Consider the following 18,388-nt stretch of genomic DNA (forward strand, 5'->3'; position numbering starts at 1 on the left):
ACATTGGCAACTTCGAGCACTCGGTTCTTTGGTTGAACCGTGTGACTCATGGCCTGAATAAACACAGCACACGAACAGTTATTATCGATATACCAGTCAAAAAAAGCCCTCGACGCGGTTAACGTGGAAGGCTTTCTTATGTCACTGCTTAAGCGTTCTGCTCGACACCTATAGCACTTTCGCGTACGAGGGGCGCTTTTTCCCACTTGGCGATGACCAATGGGGCAATTGCATTACCCAGCACGTTCAAGGTGGTGGTGCCGCTGTCGATAATCCTGAAAATACCGGCTATCAACGCGACGCCTTCCAGAGGCAGTCCGGCTGACGCCAGGGTCGCCGACAAAATAATGATGGCAAAACCAGGCACACCCGCAGCCCCCTTCGACGTCAACACCATCGTGACCACCAGCAGAATCTGCTGAGTCAGCGACAGGTCAATGCCGTATAGCTGAGCGATAAAGATCGTCGCTACGCCGAGGAAGATGGACGCACCATCCAGGTTGAACGCATACCCCACCGGCACCACGAAGCTGACGATTCGTTGAGGGACGCCGTAGTTCTCCAACTTTTTCATCAACTGCGGCATGACCGCTGCGGACGCCGCACTGGAGAACGCCAGAATCAGCTCATCCCTGAAGTACTTGATCAACTTGAAGACGTTTTCACCAATCAGATAGCAAATGCCTCCAAGGCAAATCAAGGCAAAGGCAATCAGCGCGAGGTAAACCACACCAATCAACTTGAGCAACGGTAACAATGAGGCAAAGCCAAAGGTCGCGACGGTCGCACCGATCATGCCGAATACGCCGATAGGCGCATAAGCCATGACAAACGAGACCACCTTGAACATCGCATCAGACAAGCCTTGAACAACAGCAATGACCGGAGCGCTTTTCGCTTTTGGCAGTGTGTTCAATGCCATTCCCAGGAGCACGGCAAAAAACAGCACTGACAGCAACTTCCCTTCCGACATCGCCACAATCACGTTATCGGGAACAATGTTTTGCAGGATAATCAACGCGCCTTTTGAAGGCTCCATGTTGACCGTCGATGTACTGTGCGAGATGCCAGCAATTTCAGTACCTTTACCAGGCTCGAAGAAGTTGGCGAAGCACAGTCCGAGGACAATGGCCAAACTGGTAATCGCGAAGAAGTAAGCCAGCGATTTGGCCCCCATGCGTCCGAAGGACTTGTTATCGCCGCCTCCGGCAATACCGAGGATCATGCAGCAGAAAACAATGGGAACAACAACCATCTTCATCATCTTGATGAAAATGTCGCCAAGGGGTTTAAGAATTTCGGTACTGACCCAGACCTGATTTTGTGGATGGGTATTGAAGTACCAACCGACGAGCACGCCGAGCAAAAGCCCAGCAACAATTTGCCAAACTAATGGGATACGTTTCATGTCTAGCCTTTTTGTTGGAATGAAAGGACTGCTGAGGGCAGTAGCTAGATTCATGAGCTTCCAGCTCATTAAAGTTTCCTGGCGCCATATTCGTGCGCCAGGTTATTTATTACTTAGCGAAGAGCTGGCTCATATCCTTGAATGCTTTGAACTCAAGCGCGTTACCACACGGGTCGAACAAGAACATCGTGGCTTGCTCACCGACCTGCCCTTTGAATCGAATGTAGGGTTCGATAACAAATTCAGTACCGAAGGACTTCAGGCGCTCGGCCAGTGCTTCCCATTGCGCCCATTCCAGAATGATGCCGAAGTGGGGAACCGGTACGTCGTGGCCGTCAACCGGATTGCTGTGAACGCTTTCTTGAGAAGCGGTCTTTGGATGCTCATGGATAACCAGTTGATGACCATAAAAATCGAAATCGACCCATTGAGTGCTGGAGCGCCCCTCGGAGAGTCCAAATACTTCGCCGTAGAACGTACGCGTAGCGGCCAGGTCGTAAACAGGAATTGCCAGGTGGAAAGGAGAAAGACTCATCAGGACTCCGAATGCAGTTTTTATAGGTTTATGAAGTCGGACAGCACGCTTACTGTCCGACAGCTTCTTTGAAGATGGATTTATGCTAAAGCGGCTCCACCGTAAATAAAATCAATATATATTTTTCATAAACACAAATTATTTTTATCAATTATTCAACGCAAAACACACCGCTCGTTACGGCGTATCGGAGTACTTATGCCCGGTTTAGAAGGCTCCCGACTTTCCTACTGGTCCCAACCTGCCTGAATAGCGCGGGTGATTTCGTCGACGAATACGCGAGTTTTGGTTGGAACGAGTCGCCCCGGCGGCATCAACGCGTAAATCCCGCCACTCTCCGAGCCCTGCCATTGCGGCAGGACAGGCACAAGCTCACCATTGCGAACCGCGGGCCCCGCTAGCCAATCCGGAGTAAGGATGATGCCGACGCCTTTAGCAGCCGCTTGAAGCAGTGACTCTGAATTGTCCGAAATCAACGGGCCAGTTGGCCGTACCGTCCGGTGCTGACTGCCGTTTTTCAGTACCCAGTCTGGCCAGCTTGAGTGATTGCTGAATCCCAGGCAGGCATGTTCAGCCAACGTTTCAGGCGTCTGAGGTTGACCGTGCAAAGCGATATAGCCTGGGGATGCATAAAGCAGGTTGCGAAATGGCGCGATCTGCTTGGCGACGAGCGTGCTATCGCGCAACACCCCCACGCGGATAGCCACGTCAAACCCCTCCGCCACTACGTCGACGTAGCGATCGGAAAAACGCGCATCCACTCGGATTTTTGGATGCTGTGCGATGAACGCGGGCAGTAGAGGCGCCACCCATCTGCGTCCAAAGGTGACGGGGATCGACACCCTGAGCAATCCCTGAGGACTGGCCGCGAAGTTACTCGCCTCTTGGCCGGCGCTGTCCAGTTCATCCAACAGTGCACGTACACGTTGATAGTAAAGCGTTCCAACTTCAGTCAGAGAGACGCGCCGCGTGGTGCGGGACAACAGTCGAATTCCGAGTCGCTCTTCCAGTTGCCCGATCCTTCGCGAGATGATCGTGGCGTCTCGTCCTATAACCTTGGCCGCATCTGTGAAGCTGAGGGCCTCCACTACCGCCACGAAGGCCGATAGCTCGTCCAGGGTCACGCGACCTAACAACTCCTGCATATTATTCATGACGTTTATTCATTCAGACCTGACTTCCCAACATTGTGCGTCTATTAAATTTTTTCGGAAATCAGTCGATCGAAGAGGACACACTCATGAAACGTTGAAAGAGCATTGGCGGCGACCCAGGTTTCGGATTCGCCACCGCCCGAAAATTCGCGCGCGAACGTATTCGCGTCTCGCCAAGTAAAAAATCACTAGAGGAGAACTATGTAGCTCAAGATGATGAGCTTCTTCCCCGCCAAATACAGACAGGAGTCGGTAGTGCTCTTCTCCCTGGTGCTCTATCGCAAGCCGCAGTTCTGGAAGATAGATGTCGATACGCATCCTTCCCAGCCACTTCGGGGATGCCTCTCGAAGTACCTGATTATCGGGAAAGATATCTCTGATGAAGCCGTAGAGAGCTGACTCACGTTGCCACCGACTCAAGCCAAGGATGTCGGCCCGACGCTGTGCATCGCTCTTCGAGCAAACGCACGAACATGGTCAGGCTTTGCGACACCGTCCCCCGGCGCCACACCAGCCAGGTTCGCAAATAGCGAAAGGACTCCGACAACGGCCACACACTCACCGTGATGCAGCCCGGCATGCTTTCGAGCATGCTGCGCGGCATCAGCGCCAGGCCAGCACCGGAGCTGACACAGGCCAGCATGCCGTGATAGGACTCCATTTCGAAAATCTTGCCGGGCACCGCAGCATCCTTGGCGAACCAACTTTCAAAGTGATGTCGGTAAGAGCAATTGGAGCGAAAGGCGTAGATGTTTTCGCCGTTCACATCCTGCGCACGGTGGATCGGCAAATGGTTGAGCGGCGCGATCAGTACCATCTCTTCCTCGAATGCCGGCACGCCCTCCAGTGCCGGGTGCAGCACCGGCCCGTCGACAAACGCAGCGGCCAATCGACCCGATAGCACTCCGTCGATCATGGTCCCGGAAGGACCGGTGGACAGGGCCAGTTCGACCTTGGCGTGTTTCTGGTTATAGGCGGCCAACAATTCAGGAATACGCACCGCCGCCGTGCTCTCCAGCGACCCCAGGGGAAACGATCCTTGCGGCTCTTCCCCGGCAACCGTCGCGCGCGCCTCCTGGACCAGATCGAGAATGCGTCGGGCATAGTCGAGAAAACTCCAACCGGCCGGCGACAGCCGCAGGCGGCTTTTCTCGCGGATAAACAGGTCAACGCCCAGGTCCAGTTCCAGTTGTTTGATCCGCGTCGTCAGGTTCGACGGCACACGATGGATGTGCTGAGCGGCGACGCTGATGCTGCCGTGCTCGGCGACCGCTTTGAAAATCTCCAGCTGAACCAGATCCAAGTCATTCTCCATACGTGAACGATACGGTCAGCATTATTCAGTTTTAAGAAACCAAAAGCCACCGTAGTCTGAACGCATTCCCACCCCGCAGGACGATGCCATGACCAACATTTCCAGCCTCACTCATGCCATTTCGATCAATCCCGTCAACGGCGAGCAAATCGGTAACTACCCTTTTGAATCCGAAGCGGCGCTGCAAACCGCACTGTCACGTGCCACGGCCGGGTTCCGTGTCTGGCGTGGCACACCGGTTGCGCAACGCGCGCAACGGCTGATCGCCCTGGCCAACGTCTTGCGCAACAACGCAGAAACGATGGCGAACATGATTACCCTGGAAATGGGTAAGCCGATCACTCAAGCACGTGGCGAAATCGAAAAGTGTGCGCAGCTCTGCGACTGGTACGCGGAACACGGCCCGGCCATGCTCAACGCTGAACCGACATTGGTTGAGGGCGGAAAAGCACGCATTGAATACCGCCCACTCGGCTCGATTCTCGCGGTGATGCCGTGGAACTTCCCGATCTGGCAGGTCCTGCGCGGCGCCGTTCCGGTATTGCTCGCCGGCAACACCTACGTGCTCAAACACGCGCCGAACGTGATGGGCAGCGCTTACCTGTTGCTGGACGCCTTTGAGCAAGCCGAATTTCCTGAAGGGGCTTTCGAAGTCATCAACGTCACGCCGGAAGGTGTTTCCACGGCGATCAAAGACTCACGCATTGCAGCCGTCACCCTCACCGGCAGCGTGCGAGCCGGCATGGCCATCGGCGCGCAGGCCGGTGCGGCGTTGAAAAAATGCGTCTTGGAACTGGGCGGCTCCGACCCTTTTATCGTGCTCAACGATGCCGACCTCGACGATGCGGTGAAAGCCGCCGTGATTGGCCGTTATCAGAACACCGGGCAAGTCTGCGCGGCGGCCAAGCGCCTGATTGTCGAGCAGGGCGTTGTCGAGGAATTCACGCGCAGATTCGTTGAAGCCACGCAAAAACTGGTGGTCGGTGATCCACTGGCCGCCGCCACGTACATCGGCCCGATGGCTCGCTTTGATCTGCGTGATGAACTGGATCAGCAGGTGCGCGACACTCTGGAGGAAGGTGCTACGTTGTTACTGGGTGGCAAGAAGGCCGAGGGTAGCGGTAACTTCTACGAGCCAACGGTTTTCGCTGATGTCACCGACCAGATGACCTCATTCAAGCAGGAACTGTTTGGCCCGGTCGCTTCGATCATCACCGCACGCGATGCCACCCACGCCATGGCACTGGCAAATGACAGTGAGTTCGGCCTCGCCGCAACGATTTATACAGGCGACGTGGAACGTGCCCAACAGATGGCCGCTGAACTGGAAACCGGTGGTGTATTTATCAATGGTTACTGCGCCTCCGATCCGCGTGTCACCTTCGGCGGTGTGAAGAAGAGCGGTTTTGGTCGCGAGCTTTCGCACTTCGGGGTACGCGAATTCTGCAACGCGCAGACGGTGTGGCTGGATCGGCATTAAGTGCATGGACGAAGACCGAGTGCGTTGGAATCCAAGCCTATCTCGGTTTTCAATTCGTCCAGCATGTTTTCACACACCCTGGGTCGTCTGTTGACCCTACTTGACCGTCCGCTTGTGGCCCAGAGTGTGTAAAAACGCTCATGACCTTATCTTCCTGGAGCATCGACGTTCGTTGGCTGTGCGATCGCACGGTCAATGCTGCGTGTTGCATCGGTCGCGACCTGGAACACGTCAGCGCTGTTTTTACAGCCTCTGGGGTGGGCCAAAGTCAGCCTTTCTTAGGCTGACAGCGCTTTCATCAAACCGTTGGCACCGATGATTTTTATGACCCGTTTCAAGTTGTAGGCGAGCACATTCAAGCTCATCTCCGCACTCACCCCGGCCAGCTTTCGCGTCAGGAAGTGCGTCGCACCCATCCATTGTTTGAGCGTCCCGAAGGGATGCTCAACCGTCCGTTTTCGAACTCGCATCATCTCCGGGGCTTTGCTCAGCCGAAGCTGCATGTCCTCCAGCACCGCTTCATGCTCCCAGCGTCGAACTCGTCGTTCCGTGCTCGGTGTGCACTGCGATTTCAACGCGCAGCCCTGGCATTTTGAACTCCAGTAACGGTGCAACTTCAGGCCTTTTTCAACGTAGGAATAGTGCCAGATCAGCGCCTCTCCTGCCGGGCAAATGTATTCGTTTTTAGCCGCGTCATAGATGAAGTCATCGTTGTTGAAACGCCCGTCAGCCTTGGCTCCAGAGGTCATCGGCTTGGGCACATAGGCGGTGATGCCTGCATCGTGACAAGCCAGGATTTGTTCGCTTTTGAAGTAACCTCGGTCAGCCACCACCGACAACGTATCTGACGCCATCGCCTCGCGGGCCTGCTTGGCCATCGAGCTGAGTTGATCGCGGTCGGAACCGACGTTAGTCACCTCGTGAGCAACGATCAAATGGTGCTGAGTATCGACCGCTGTCTGCACGTTGTAGCCGACGATTCCCGTGCCGCGCGTCATCATGGAGCGGCTGTCTGTATCGGTCAGTGAGACCTGTTTATCCGGCGATTCATTGAGCTGGATTTCGATCGCCTGAAGCTCTTTCATTTGAGTTTTGAGCTTGGCGATTTTCTCTTCCAGCCGCACGGTACTGGGCTCGGAAGCTGTTGGTTCTTGCCGATCGGCAGCATCGAGTGCCGTCAGGTAGCGGCCGATACTCGATTCAATTTCTTCCATTCGCCGCTTCAGTTTGGCGCTGGTGAAATTGCGGTCGCGGTTGTTGACTGCTTTGAATTTACTGCCGTCGATGGCAACCAGATGTTCTCCGAACAGTCCCAACTGCTGACACAGCACCACGAACTGGCGGCAGACGCCTCGGATAGCCTTGCTGTTGTCTTTTCGGAAGTTAGCGATGGTCTTGAAGTCCGGCATCAAACGTCCGGCCAACCACATCAGTTCGACGTTGCGTTGAGCTTCTCGTTCCAGCCGCCGGCTCGACTGAATGCGGTTGAGATAGCCGTAGATGTATATCTTTAGCAAGATCGCGGGGTGGTAAGCAGGCCGGCCAGTATCGGCTGGGATCGCACCTTCAAAACCCAGATTGACCAGGTCTAGTTCGTCGACGAAGACGTCGACTACGCGCACCGGATTGGTATCGCTGACGTAGTCGTCGAGGCTCTCAGGAAGTAAGGTGCCTTGGCCTCGATGTTCACCTTGGATAAAGCGCTTCATGGGCGATCCCTGCGATGAAATCCTCAGAAATCATAGCAAGGGTTCGCAAAAGCGTTTACACACTCTGGGCCAATGCAGTCTCTTATGAGAGGTGACTATCAACCCAAGGCTGACCCTGCTCTCGCGAAACGCTGGGTCGGAGTTATCTGATCTGGAACAGGCGGGAGATCGCGGTTATGGCCTTGTCTCCGTCAGTTTCATAGAGACCGAACAGGCGCGTTTGGTCGCTCAGACGATGAAGCCGAAAATGGTTATAGAACGCTTGGCCTAAGCGCTGATTCTCGAATGTTCCGCGTTCCCAAAGAGTTAAAAACTCTTGATACGCAACGCGCTCAATTTCCAGTCTCGGCATGTTTTCCATATACACATCCATTTATGTCAGCGATGACCGAATCCTACTGACGCCGGACAGATGCGGCAATGCGCGTTTTGCCGAGGCAATCGTTGCTGCATTCTGAAAACGTGTGGTTAGTCGACAGACCTGAATCTCACATGGAACGCGACTTTTAATCATCCGAGCTGGCTTTGGAGTTTTTACACACTCTGGGCCAAAAGGAGCCAGTCGCAAGTGTCCGAATCGGTGAGTAAACTTGATCGTCTCGTTCACGGTTTATCTGTCGAGCTTCCGCCGTCGTTGAAGAAATCGTCCACTGCGACCATGCCGAAATTGTCAGTTAATTTGTCCTTGTCGTCTTCACTGAACATCGTTTGGGTACGCCTTTCCTGCTTAAGGCTGGCAACTGCCTGGAAAAAGCAGCGTTCACACAGATGTATCTCGTAGCGCTCACCATCGTGGGCGGAACCGTATCCCCAGTGGGCCTGCAAGATGGCGTATTGGAGGCTATGACCCTCGACGCGAGTGCTTTCGAGGCAGACATCGCACAGGATGTCGCTGACGATCTCAACTTCTTTCTTTTCTTTGATCTTCATCATCACCTCCCATAGCCCTAAACAAACCGACCTACGAAAGCATAGTAGACGCTGCACAACGACAAAACACTGCCCATGGGAAGTCGCATGCGCCGCCTTCTTTCCGGCTTAGTCCCCTTGGATCGTTGTTATGGCTTAGCCAGCCGCGATCGGCCAAAAGCGGTAACTCACCACAGGCACCGGCCCACTAGCGATCACTGGGATGCGCCTGTCCCAAATGAAGGGGGAAGGAGTCTATTCCTCACATCTACATGCAAGCTCGTTAAGTACTAAGCTAATCGACGTGCATGGCCATCTGGTGTATCAACGTGCTACATCGCGTACCGGATACATCGCTATCCCAGTCAGACAGCATCGGAATGGTGCGCCTCATCTATAAAAACGGTCACAACTAGGAGGTGCTAGTGATTTCGATAGGAGACATCTACGATAAGGACGTTAATTTTCTGTTTGGTTCGGGGGCTTCATTCGGGCTTCTGCCCACACTTCAGCTACAACTACAGAGCGGTAATGGCAGGTACACACTAGAAGAACTGGCGACCAAGTTTGAGCACGACAAGGACCGACGCCTGATCCCGCTGTTCATGCACTACTACAACGAGTGCATCAGACCTGCGGAGCAGCTAACCATCCAGACTGCGACCGCTACCGACAAGGGGCGAAAGGTCATCGACAACTACCGCACCTTCCTGTCGACAGTTCTTGAGATGGTGAAGCGCCGAAAGGCGTTAGATCGTCGATGCAACGTCTTTACCACGAACTACGACGGGTGCTTTCCTCTTGTAGCAGACGAGTTGCTGAAAGAAGGCAACACAGACTTCGTACTCAATGACGGCGCACGCGGTTTCACGCGGCGTATTTTGCAGGCCAGTAATTTCGGATCCTTTCTCTGCCAAGCTGGCGTCTTTGGCCGCTACCAGAGCAGCATCCCTCAGATCAATTTGATTCATCTGCATGGGTCAGTTTACTGGAACAAGATGCAGGGGGCTATCCAGGTCCGATACGACCTGTCGGAGCGGCCTTCGCTGATAGATGCCGATGCGCTGGTTGTGCTCCAACAGTTCTCCGCGACGTTGGCCAACCCTGATGCGACGCTGACAGACTTAAAGGATCCTGGGTTCTCCGATGAAACGCTGTGGGAGTTCTGGGAGAAGTACGAGCAGGCTCCCATCGTCAATCCGACCAAGTGGAAATTCCACGAGACGGTGTATGAGGAGCACTATTACCAGATGCTCCGACTGCTGAGCTACGAACTCGAGAAGCCGAACGCCGTCCTAGTCACCTTCGGGTTTTCGTTTGCCGACGAGCACATTCTCAACTTGGTCATGCGCTCGCTATCCAATCCGGGTCTTCAGGTGTTCGTCTGCTGCTTCAGTCAGAACGGTTACGAGGCAATGCACCACAAGTTCAAAGGCAATCGCAACGTCAAGTGCATTGTTCTCGAAGACGGTGTGCTCGATTTTTCTGCATTCAACGAGAAGGTTTTGACTTGGCCTGAGACACTAGGGCCGTCGACGGCAGCAAAGCCCGCGACTGCCCTGCCTTTAACGGTTCTTGGCGACGCCGCGGGAGGCGTACCCGCAGCAGACGTAGCGAACGACCCGAAGGAACCAGCATGAGTATCCGCGTTGGTGAAGTCATCGCCGTTCATGGCACCAAGGTCATTCTGAAAATCGACGAACAGTCCAGTAAGGAGACGCTCTTTCACGATGGAGAGAAATACAAAGGGGTGTCGATCCGGGAGTATTTGTCGATCCAGCGAGGCTTTCGCGACATCATCTGCATGGTCGAGGGCGAATACCTGGATGAATCTCGGATGGAGACGCAGGGCGGTAAGCCAATTTATGTCCGGAAAGTTGAGGCCAAGCCCATAGGATTCTTTGACAGAGCAGGCTTTACACAGGGCATCAAATACTTGCCAATGATTCAGGATCCGGCATTCCTTCTATCCGAGAAGCGCATCCGATCCATCTTCGACCGCAAGGAGCAGGACGATTTCAAGATTGGCAACATGCTCAAAGAGGAGATCGCTGTTGGGCTTCCTTGGAAGCGCCTATTCAATAGTCACATTGGCATCTTCGGTAACACTGGCAGCGGCAAGTCCAATACGCTAGCAAAGCTCTACACAGTCCTGTTCGATCAGAAGCTGCAGCTCATTGCGGGTAAGAGTCGCTTCATCATCCTCGATTTCAACGGTGAGTATGGCGGTGAGCAACTGGCGCCAGCAGTCCACAAGATGGTCTATCCGCTTTCGACGATGAGCAACCCAGATGTCAACGATGTCAGCTCCAGGTTTCCATTGGCACCGTCTGAGTTCTGGGATCTTGAGACACTTTCCCTGTTGTTTCAGGCGACCCCCAACACGCAGCGACCTTTCCTCAATCGGGTCATCGTGGGCAAGCTGAAGTACGGGGCGAACCCGGCATCACTAGCGGCATATGCGAAGAGCAAGTTTCGCCAGTCGTTCTGTGCCGGAGAGGTCAAACCCGCCACGCTGGACCTAATGCGAACGGTTGCGAGACGCATGAACAACCAGGCTGTTCAAGATCTACTAGGTGACGTCACTTGGTATCGCAACGGGCGCTTCAACTATAGAGGGGCGTTCATCGATCCAAACGGCGGTGCATACACAGCACACATTGAGCAAACCGTCGACACGCTGAATATCCAAGGCCTTGACGAGTTCGACCAGCTCGTTCTTCGCGTCAATCTGCAGTTGATGTCTGACCTGAATGCCGGCCATGTGCAGTTCGAGCATATCCAACCGCTACTTAAGCGCGTCGAATCATCGCTTACCAGCCTGCGAAGGGTGTTGGTTATCACTGATGCGCCGCAAGTCGAGAAGCTGCTAACCGTCATTTCGCTTCGCCGCTGCAACAACGAGGTCAAGAAGGTCCTGCCGCTACTTTTCGCTAAACACTACTACAACGTGCACAAGTCCACTGTGGCCACTCCTCCTGATCGCACCGTTCACATCATCGTCGATGAAGCCCACAATATCCTTTCCGAACAGTCAAAGCGCGAAAGTGAAAGTTGGAAGGACTATCGACTTGAACAGTTCGAGGAGATTATCAAAGAGGGTCGCAAGTTCGGCATGTTTGTTACGATTGCCAGCCAGCGCCCCGCCGACATCTCCCCGACCATCGTCTCTCAACTCCACAACTTCTTCATCCACCGGCTAGTCAACGACAGAGATTTGTTTCTCATCGACAACACAATCTCGACGTTGGACGGCATGTCGCGCAGCCTGATCCCCGGGCTGTCTCAGGGGTGTTGCGTTGTAACGGGAACGGCTTTCGATCTCCCGATGGTGATCCAGGTAGACCGATTACCCCGTAACAAGCAACCGGCAAGTGAGGACGTCGACCTCGAAAAACTTTGGTGCGAACCAACTACTGACGGGGCGGCAGCTTCTGATTGAAAAACTGAGGGTTTTTCCTTGGACTGCACGCGTTGCATGACTCTACAGTGCGTTCACCGCCATCCCCCGTGGCAGCAAAAAGCATCAGCCGCGCTGTCGGATACCTTCTTCCTTCCTGATACCGTTGCCAGGTTCTATGGTTGGCAGTTATGGGTCGTATTGCAGTCCTCCACGACAGACAGCAATCGGCCAAAAGCAGTCGTTGAGAAGGTTGCGTTAGTACTGGTAATGGCACTGAACTATTAGCTAGGCTTTTCGCTTTTATGGAGCGCAGTAGATGCCTGTTTTTGAAATCTCACCACTCGAAGCCATTGGTCCCGTGCGGCTTGGCGTACCACGCGCTGTAGCGAGGCAAACAATGGCTGCCATTGGATTCCCACTCGAGAACTCCCACGACGGCGTTGATTATTTTTGCGAATCCTGCATGCAGTTTTCCTACGGGCCAAGCGATGAAGTCTGGTTTATTGGTGTCTGCGGAAACCCGAATTTCACGTTCGTGTTCAAGGGCATCGATGTCTTCGCGCGCTCTGCCACCGAAGTGTTTTCATTGATGGCTGCTTCAGATAATTCTGGCCCTCATGATTTCACCTCATATGAATACTGGTTTCCAAACCAAGTTCTCTCACTGTGGGATGCGGATGAACAATACGACCGCCAGGAAGGAGAAAGCCGCGAGGTCTGGGGTCAGATCGGAATCGGAAACAGCGCTTACATGGCAGCCATTCGCGCTATTAAGAAAAAGGCGTGATGGACCATACCTTTACTTTAAATGAGATGGTTTGAAGGACAGCTTTGGGTCGATTTCTACCCTTCGTGACAGGTAGAAATCGGCCAGAAGTAGACGTTGGCAGCAGGGTGCCGCAGCGCCCGCTACTGCCGTAATCCGCCTCTCCTACTTGTCGTCCCTCATGGCTCCATCAGCCGGACTTGGTCTTGCTTTTTTCCACCTTCTACGGTGCCCATGTAAAATGAGAGTTCTGGGTACAGCAGTGTCTTGTTAACTGTCAGTATGAGCATTGATGCTGCGAATGATTTGAAATGACTGAATGGATTTGTATCTGGCCATTGAAACCGAACCAGTTGACGTTGGCCTGCCACTTCAGGGTAGGCCGAATCCCTGCCTGCCTGATCAATGTATGCCAACAAGCCATCTTCAATACTGAGAACCATATTATGCTTGTGTCGCTGCTCGACGTCGGGCTCATATAACTCGTCAATGAATAAGGCAAGTCCTTCCAACTTGAAGTCGAGTTTCTGACAAATCAATATTGTGGGGATCAGATCGTGTGGGTCATGCAGTGGGTCGAAGCCAGTGTGGCTCTGCTTGTAAAGCACTCGAGGGTGCGAGATCCTTTCGCTGAGGGCCTTTGTCCTCGCGAGCTTATTCAGTGATTTGCCAAACTCAGCGCGCGACAGGGTCGATTTGACCTCGGCAACGCAGAATACGGTCTCGACTGGATAGAAGCGGTGTCGATCGCCCTCCTGAAATAGTGGGGTCATCCGCGGATCGAACACCACTACATCACATTGTGTGCTCACGTCGTTCATCGAGGTGATGAGAAATCCTGTAGAAAGATCGAGCGATCCTGGGATCAGGAACCTCAAGAAATCTTTGACAATGTTCTCGCGGTACATGCCGTACTCGCCTGAATGGCGAAGACGACCAGCCTCAGGATTGAAGAATACTTCAGTAGCCAGCGTCGAAAACGCTGACTTGAAAACACTGATCTTCTCTCGAAGCAGCGCGTCGAAGATATCGTTGCTCATGTCCCTCCCATCGAGATGCTCACATCAAACTGCTTTATATATAGCTGCTCATACGCACGCGATTGCGTGAGGGCGATGGCTCACACATTAGCTCCTTGTCGAGAATCACACCAGCCTAGGGGCATGATCGCAATGGGTCCAGGCTGTGTGAAAACGCACTGAATACGTCGAAAACGGAGAGTTGCGCGCGTTGCCTGCGAAACCAGCAGACGGAAGCGCGAATTGCCTTAGTCCGCTACATAGGCGTTCGTAAATGCGGTTTAGGCCGCGCCAGCGGCCCAAACCGCCGCTCACGGACAATCATGGGCTGGATTCACGACCTGATCGCTTCAAGCAATCCTGCGATGCCAAAGATGTTCATCATTCGCTTGAGGTTGTAGGCGAGCACGTGAAGGCTCATCTCAGTGCTCACTTTCGGCAGTGTTTTGGTCAGGAAGTGGGTGCTTCCCATCCAGAACTTGAGCGTTCCAAAAGGATGTTCAACGGTCTGTCGACGAACCCTCATCATCGCTGGATCATGTTCTAGCCGAACCTGCATTGCGTCGACTACCGCTTCATGCTCCCAGCGTTTCACACGGCGCTCCTTACCCGTCGTACATTGCTTGTGCATTGCGCAGGACTGGCAGCCCGAGAAGTAGTAACAATGCAATAACATGCCGTCTTCCACCGACGAATGCCGCCTGGTCAGTAACTGCCCCGCAGGGCATCGATACTCGTCCGATGCAGCAACGTAGATGAAGTCCTGCTTGCCAAATCGGCCTTCGGCTTTGCTGCCCGAGGTCAGGGGTTTCGGTACGAAGGTGGTGATGCCAGCCTGCTCGCAGGCAAGGATTTCCAGACCCTTGTAATAACCTCGGTCGGCTACCACCGTCAGCGACTCAGCGCCGATCTCTTCACGCGCGTGGTTCGCCATATTGCTGAGTTGCGTCCGGTCATTGCCAACATTGGTCACCTCATGGGCAATGATCAGATGGTGCTTGTCGTCGACGGCTGTTTGTACGTTATAGCCAACCGTTCCGGTGCCTCGGCCGCTCGTGGCCATTGAGCGTGCATCTGGATCGGTAAGAGAGATTTGCTGGTCCGGACTGTCATGAAGCTGCGCCTCGATGTCCTTGAGTTTCTGCATCTGCTGTTTCAGGGTTTCGATTTTTTCTTTCAGCCGCTCGGCCTTGGCCTCGGCCACTTCGGGCGTTGCCCGATCCGCCGAATCCATCGCCGCCAGATAACGGTCAATGCTCTGCTCGATCTGCTGCATGCGTGCCTTCACCTTGCCCTGGGTGAAGTTACGGTCACGATTATTGACGGCTTTGAATTTGCTGCCGTCGATGGCGATGATCGATTGAGAGCAGAGATTGAGGTTGCGACAAAGCACCACAAATTGCCGGCAGACACTGCGAATAGCCTTGCCGTTATCCTTGCGAAAGTCGGCAATGGTTTTGAAGTCTGGGGCCAAACGCCCCGTCAGCCACATCAACTCGACGTTACGCTCGGCCTCCCGTTCCAGCCGGCGGCTGGACTGAATCCGATTGAGGTAGCCGTAGATATAGATCTTCAGCAAGATCGCTGGATGGTAGGCCGGACGGCCCGTTGCAGCAGGATCAACGCCTTCAAACCCAAGTGCACCCAGGTCGAGTTCATCGACGAAAACGTCGACCACGCGCACTGGATTTTCTTCGGCTACGTAATCGTCCAGACACTCCGGCAGCAAGGTGACTTGCGTCCGAGCCTCACCCTCAATGAATCGCTTCATGATCGCCCCCTATACGATCTAGACGATCAGAAGGTTAGACAATCACTGGCGTTTTCACACAGCCTGGACCCTTAGCTGCCGGTGGCGAAAGGAAGAAAACGGCCAGGAGCAGGCTTTTTAGGCTGGGCTAATTTTGCCACATCCAACAAGCTGTTCGGCTAAACTCCGTTGTTTAACCTCGTCAAGCAAGCTCGTACTGTTCGGCCCTTGAACCTCTAAGTGATTACCATGAACACTGAACTTATAAAAAAAATCATAGACGACCTTGAGAAATCCGGGTTTAGCACAGAATTACAGGCACGAAGAATATTTCAAGATTCCGGCTGGTCAGTCAATGCAGGTTATGGATATCTTGACAAGGATGAAAACAAATCACGTGAAATCGATATCCTTGCTACTAAGGTCAAAAGCAGCAAGCATAATGGCAAGTCATTCGTGCATAGTGAGTTTCATGTTTGCGCTGAAGTAAAAAAACCGAAAAGCCTTGGGTGGTTTTTGATCAGCAAACTAATCCAGCTCTGCTTGGGTGCGCATGGAATAACTTGATATCGGCAATCAATCTACCAGCCCCCTTTCCAAAATTTGCGAGCACTCTACAAGAGTGGTCGCCAATTAAAATTAACGGCTGGGTTGCCAGTGGATTACATGAGTCTTTTAAGAATCCCGATCAACCTTCACGGTGGTACAGTTCATTTGTGTCAGCAGCCAAAGCCTCCGAATTCTTCTTTGAAAATTGCCCTGAAGGAGACAAGCAAACCGACGATATTCTTAAGAATCCATGTGAAATCCATTTCATCCAACCATTAGTAATTCTGAGCGGTCAGCTTTATCGAGCAACTATGGCGCAAGATGGCGAAATTGAAATCACAGAGATAAAAACGGCATCGTTTCGATTTGACTATCGTTCTAAAAACTATGAGCGTCAAAGTTACCGAATTGACTTGGTTACACTTAGCGGATTGGAAGTCTATCTGGAAAACTTGAAAAATCGGCAAGATATTTTTTCGAAAAAGATCGAAGATGAATCTAAGTTTACCTGAATTTATCATTTGATTGACCTCTCTACCCTTAATCTGGTTTTCCGACTTAAAAAGATTAAGGGAGGCGACGATAATAGCTCCTATCTGCATTATCTGACAGTCGCCATCTGGCCAACTGCTGGCTTCCACGAAGGGCGGTTTTCTGCCGATAGCTGACCTTTGTTAATCGGTGAGTGCAGACGGGCATTGCCATAAAGTGTCTGAAAGATTTCTGGGTTATCCCACATGCCGAATACGGAAACACAGGATGAGGCGTCGAGTACGACATCAGCGGGTTGAGGCCGCATCCTGCATCCCCCCAAGTGCATTGAGCTGGCCTCCTCCAGCCTCCTGGCCCTGTAAAAGGCTAATTTTGAAATTGTGGTTTTATCATCTGGGTAGTATTTACATCCGAATTTTTTCGACTGTATAGTTAGCTTATAAACCAATTACAAGGTCGCAAATGACTAAATTTGCCAACATTCAAACACTCATCGAGTTTGCTGAGCACGTCGCTACCACCAGCAACAACCGCAGATTCTCCAGCCACGCCTATTTCTATCTGCAGTTTCAATCACAGATTCGGACGATTGTTGGCGAGACAGCCTCCTTCAAAACGCTGTCGGTCGCTTTTGCATCCCAGGCACACCTTTTAGGTTGGGCAGCGCACAACCATTTCGACGTGCAGGATGTCTGTGCTGAGATTTCTCGAAGCGAAGCACTACGGCTAGTTGGTAGCAACAATTCCCCTCGGATTTACCGCGGTCAGGTTTTCATTTGGGTAAGGGCCAGTTCGAACAAGTACAGGCAGGCTTTTCTGGCTGAGCTTGACAGATCACGAATTGATAAAACAGCCGAAACTGCCCAGAGAAACCACGGATATGCAGCAGAGTATTGCAACGACATCATCAAGGCACTTAAACAAAAACTAATTCGAAAGTACGTCTCCGATGCGAGGAGATCGCAATTGATCAGCGGATTCGAGTCATTGTACAATGAATTTATTGAAGCATCTAAGTGTCCAGTACTTGCGATTAATGACCGATTTAAGCTTGAGCTTCTAGATCGCGTGGTTGACGCTGACCATGTGGTGAACCGAAAATCTCTCACTGAGCTTCCCGATGCATGGGTAATGCTTGCCCCGGTGAATTCAACAACAAACCGAAAATTCGGTTGGATGATCGAGCGCTATATTGAAAAAGCGGACAAATCGACCATCAGTATTAAACTTGATCCAATCATGGCTTTCAAACTCCACGCTGCCACCCTACCCAAATGCCCTGTCGAACTACAGACGGCTCTTGAAGTCCATCGGAAGCACTATATTCCAAATGATTGCTTTCCAATTAAGCAAGAATTGGCAGATGCAGAACTAATCATAAAAGAGGTTGTCGCCGGCACGAGGAAGACAATCATCCGATAAAACAGACGGGCCAGTGGCCCCTTCCTTGTGAATTAATTCCATTTTCAAAGTTTCGGACCGGACATTTTCACCAATTTTACGTTGAAGGTATAGTTCGGCGACCTTTAGCGTCGCTCTCCCTCCTCAGCTCCTTCCGCATAACGATCCAAAGCTCAAGGCATTCATCGGTGTTGCTCACCGTCCGTGCTAAGTTCAAACGCATCATGTCTTGATCCATCTCTGGGATGCTCTCAAAGCATTCTAAGATGACTGAATCGCACCTAGTTTTGTAGAAACTGAGCGACTGCTCTTGGCCGTTCTCTGCCCATCGCGAGACGCAGAAAACGCCCCGAGCGGCCTTTCATCGCAGGCAGAAATCGGCCGATTCTGTTGAAAAAGCCGGCCGTGGTTTTAACGGCAAAAAAGTACGCATCTGAGATTGAAATCCTTACTTTCGGCAGAGGCTCCGGGCTCAGATTTCACGTAGCATCATCCAAA

At 52.7% G+C, this 18,388-nt stretch carries 17 protein-coding genes; 8 read left to right on the forward strand and 9 right to left on the reverse strand.

Annotated features, from left to right (window positions below; all coding sequences use genetic code 11):
• Positions 1–148 precede the first annotated feature (148 nt).
• The 3 genes from LOY28_RS16685 to LOY28_RS16695 form a co-directional block, all read right to left on the reverse strand.
• Positions 149–1,408 carry a cation:dicarboxylate symporter family transporter gene (locus LOY28_RS16685; protein WP_258614470.1) on the reverse strand — a complete coding sequence of 420 codons (1,260 nt, stop codon included), beginning with the start codon at positions 1,406–1,408 and terminating at the stop codon, positions 149–151.
• Positions 1,409–1,517: 109 nt separating this feature from the next.
• Positions 1,518–1,943 carry a VOC family protein gene (locus LOY28_RS16690; protein WP_154863206.1) on the reverse strand — a complete coding sequence of 142 codons (426 nt, stop codon included), beginning with the start codon at positions 1,941–1,943 and terminating at the stop codon, positions 1,518–1,520.
• Between the two features lie 227 nt (positions 1,944–2,170).
• Entirely contained in the window at positions 2,171–3,097 is a 927-nt protein-coding gene (locus LOY28_RS16695) for a LysR family transcriptional regulator (RefSeq protein WP_258612186.1), read from the reverse strand.
• 255 nt (positions 3,098–3,352) lie between these two features.
• Between LOY28_RS16695 and LOY28_RS16700 the strand changes: the two genes are divergently transcribed.
• On the forward strand, positions 3,353–3,496 hold the full coding sequence (locus LOY28_RS16700; RefSeq protein ID WP_258612187.1) for a hypothetical protein: 144 nt from the start codon (positions 3,353–3,355) through the stop codon (positions 3,494–3,496).
• Between the two features lies 1 nt (position 3,497).
• Here the strand turns inward: LOY28_RS16700 and ptrR are convergent, their stop codons facing one another.
• The gene (ptrR, locus tag LOY28_RS16705) at positions 3,498–4,400 is read right to left on the reverse strand and encodes a putrescine utilization regulator PtrR (RefSeq protein WP_258612188.1); all 903 of its coding nucleotides are present in this window, start codon (positions 4,398–4,400) and stop codon (positions 3,498–3,500) included.
• Between the two features lie 100 nt (positions 4,401–4,500).
• On the opposite strand from ptrR, the gene LOY28_RS16710 reads away from it, so the two are divergent.
• Positions 4,501–5,892 carry an aldehyde dehydrogenase family protein gene (locus LOY28_RS16710; RefSeq protein ID WP_258612189.1) on the forward strand — a complete coding sequence of 464 codons (1,392 nt, stop codon included), beginning with the start codon at positions 4,501–4,503 and terminating at the stop codon, positions 5,890–5,892.
• A gap of 278 nt (positions 5,893–6,170) precedes the next feature.
• Here LOY28_RS16710 and LOY28_RS16715 read toward each other — a convergent pair whose 3' ends face one another.
• The 3 genes from LOY28_RS16715 to LOY28_RS16725 all read right to left on the reverse strand — a co-directional run bounded on the left by LOY28_RS16715 (position 6,171) and on the right by LOY28_RS16725 (position 8,531).
• The gene (locus tag LOY28_RS16715; RefSeq protein WP_258612190.1) at positions 6,171–7,601 is read right to left on the reverse strand and encodes an IS1182 family transposase; all 1,431 of its coding nucleotides are present in this window, start codon (positions 7,599–7,601) and stop codon (positions 6,171–6,173) included.
• Positions 7,602–7,743: 142 nt separating this feature from the next.
• Entirely contained in the window at positions 7,744–7,962 is a 219-nt protein-coding gene (locus LOY28_RS16720; protein WP_258612191.1) for a hypothetical protein, read from the reverse strand.
• Positions 7,963–8,204: 242 nt separating this feature from the next.
• The gene (locus LOY28_RS16725; protein WP_258612192.1) at positions 8,205–8,531 is read right to left on the reverse strand and encodes a hypothetical protein; all 327 of its coding nucleotides are present in this window, start codon (positions 8,529–8,531) and stop codon (positions 8,205–8,207) included.
• 404 nt (positions 8,532–8,935) lie between these two features.
• On the opposite strand from LOY28_RS16725, the gene LOY28_RS16730 reads away from it, so the two are divergent.
• From LOY28_RS16730 to LOY28_RS16740, 3 genes are all read left to right on the forward strand, one after another.
• Positions 8,936–10,150 (forward strand): SIR2 family protein, encoded by a 1,215-nt coding sequence (locus tag LOY28_RS16730; protein WP_258612193.1) that lies wholly within the window; start codon positions 8,936–8,938, stop codon positions 10,148–10,150.
• The gene (locus tag LOY28_RS16735; protein ID WP_258612194.1) at positions 10,147–11,952 is read left to right on the forward strand and encodes an ATP-binding protein; all 1,806 of its coding nucleotides are present in this window, start codon (positions 10,147–10,149) and stop codon (positions 11,950–11,952) included. Before LOY28_RS16730 ends, LOY28_RS16735 begins: the two co-directional genes overlap by 4 nt.
• A gap of 277 nt (positions 11,953–12,229) precedes the next feature.
• Positions 12,230–12,700, forward strand: coding sequence for a hypothetical protein (locus LOY28_RS16740; protein WP_018930309.1), 471 nt, complete (start codon positions 12,230–12,232; stop codon positions 12,698–12,700).
• A 158-nt stretch (positions 12,701–12,858) separates the two neighbouring features.
• Here LOY28_RS16740 and LOY28_RS16745 read toward each other — a convergent pair whose 3' ends face one another.
• Together LOY28_RS16745 and LOY28_RS16750 are read right to left on the reverse strand one after the other, a co-directional pair.
• Positions 12,859–13,719, reverse strand: a complete 861-nt coding sequence (locus LOY28_RS16745) for a DUF6602 domain-containing protein (RefSeq protein ID WP_258612195.1) — start codon at positions 13,717–13,719, stop codon at positions 12,859–12,861.
• 313 nt (positions 13,720–14,032) lie between these two features.
• On the reverse strand, positions 14,033–15,469 hold the full coding sequence (locus LOY28_RS16750) for an IS1182 family transposase (RefSeq protein WP_258612196.1): 1,437 nt from the start codon (positions 15,467–15,469) through the stop codon (positions 14,033–14,035).
• 228 nt (positions 15,470–15,697) lie between these two features.
• Between LOY28_RS16750 and LOY28_RS16755 the strand changes: the two genes are divergently transcribed.
• The 3 genes from LOY28_RS16755 to LOY28_RS16765 all read left to right on the forward strand — a co-directional run bounded on the left by LOY28_RS16755 (position 15,698) and on the right by LOY28_RS16765 (position 17,911).
• A complete protein-coding gene (locus LOY28_RS16755; protein WP_258612197.1) occupies positions 15,698–16,015 on the forward strand; it encodes a hypothetical protein in 318 nt (105 codons plus the stop codon).
• Positions 16,012–16,509, forward strand: coding sequence for a hypothetical protein (locus LOY28_RS16760; protein ID WP_258612198.1), 498 nt, complete (start codon positions 16,012–16,014; stop codon positions 16,507–16,509). Before LOY28_RS16755 ends, LOY28_RS16760 begins: the two co-directional genes overlap by 4 nt.
• A 442-nt stretch (positions 16,510–16,951) precedes the next feature.
• A complete protein-coding gene (locus tag LOY28_RS16765; RefSeq protein WP_258612199.1) occupies positions 16,952–17,911 on the forward strand; it encodes a hypothetical protein in 960 nt (319 codons plus the stop codon).
• The last annotated feature ends 477 nt before the right edge of the window (positions 17,912–18,388 follow it).

Origin of the sequence: Pseudomonas sp. B21-017 (assembly GCF_024749245.1) — a bacterium.
In the GTDB taxonomy this organism is placed as follows: domain Bacteria; phylum Pseudomonadota; class Gammaproteobacteria; order Pseudomonadales; family Pseudomonadaceae; genus Aquipseudomonas.

Excerpts from the sequence above, each read along its gene's own strand:
- LOY28_RS16685 (WP_258614470.1), bottom strand. The coding sequence starts at position 1,408 with ATGAAACGTATCCCATTAGTTTGGCAAATTGTTGCTGGGCTTTTGCTC.
- LOY28_RS16690 (WP_154863206.1), bottom strand. The coding sequence starts at position 1,943 with ATGAGTCTTTCTCCTTTCCACCTGGCAATTCCTGTTTACGACCTGGCC.
- LOY28_RS16695 (WP_258612186.1), bottom strand. The coding sequence starts at position 3,097 with ATGAATAATATGCAGGAGTTGTTAGGTCGCGTGACCCTGGACGAGCTA.
- LOY28_RS16710 (WP_258612189.1), top strand. The coding sequence starts at position 4,501 with ATGACCAACATTTCCAGCCTCACTCATGCCATTTCGATCAATCCCGTC.
- LOY28_RS16715 (WP_258612190.1), bottom strand. The coding sequence starts at position 7,601 with ATGAAGCGCTTTATCCAAGGTGAACATCGAGGCCAAGGCACCTTACTT.
- LOY28_RS16720 (WP_258612191.1), bottom strand. The coding sequence starts at position 7,962 with ATGGAAAACATGCCGAGACTGGAAATTGAGCGCGTTGCGTATCAAGAG.
- LOY28_RS16725 (WP_258612192.1), bottom strand. The coding sequence starts at position 8,531 with ATGAAGATCAAAGAAAAGAAAGAAGTTGAGATCGTCAGCGACATCCTG.
- LOY28_RS16735 (WP_258612194.1), top strand. The coding sequence starts at position 10,147 with ATGAGTATCCGCGTTGGTGAAGTCATCGCCGTTCATGGCACCAAGGTC.
- LOY28_RS16740 (WP_018930309.1), top strand. The coding sequence starts at position 12,230 with ATGCCTGTTTTTGAAATCTCACCACTCGAAGCCATTGGTCCCGTGCGG.
- LOY28_RS16745 (WP_258612195.1), bottom strand. The coding sequence starts at position 13,719 with ATGAGCAACGATATCTTCGACGCGCTGCTTCGAGAGAAGATCAGTGTT.
- LOY28_RS16750 (WP_258612196.1), bottom strand. The coding sequence starts at position 15,469 with ATGAAGCGATTCATTGAGGGTGAGGCTCGGACGCAAGTCACCTTGCTG.
- LOY28_RS16755 (WP_258612197.1), top strand. The coding sequence starts at position 15,698 with ATGAACACTGAACTTATAAAAAAAATCATAGACGACCTTGAGAAATCC.
- LOY28_RS16765 (WP_258612199.1), top strand. The coding sequence starts at position 16,952 with ATGACTAAATTTGCCAACATTCAAACACTCATCGAGTTTGCTGAGCAC.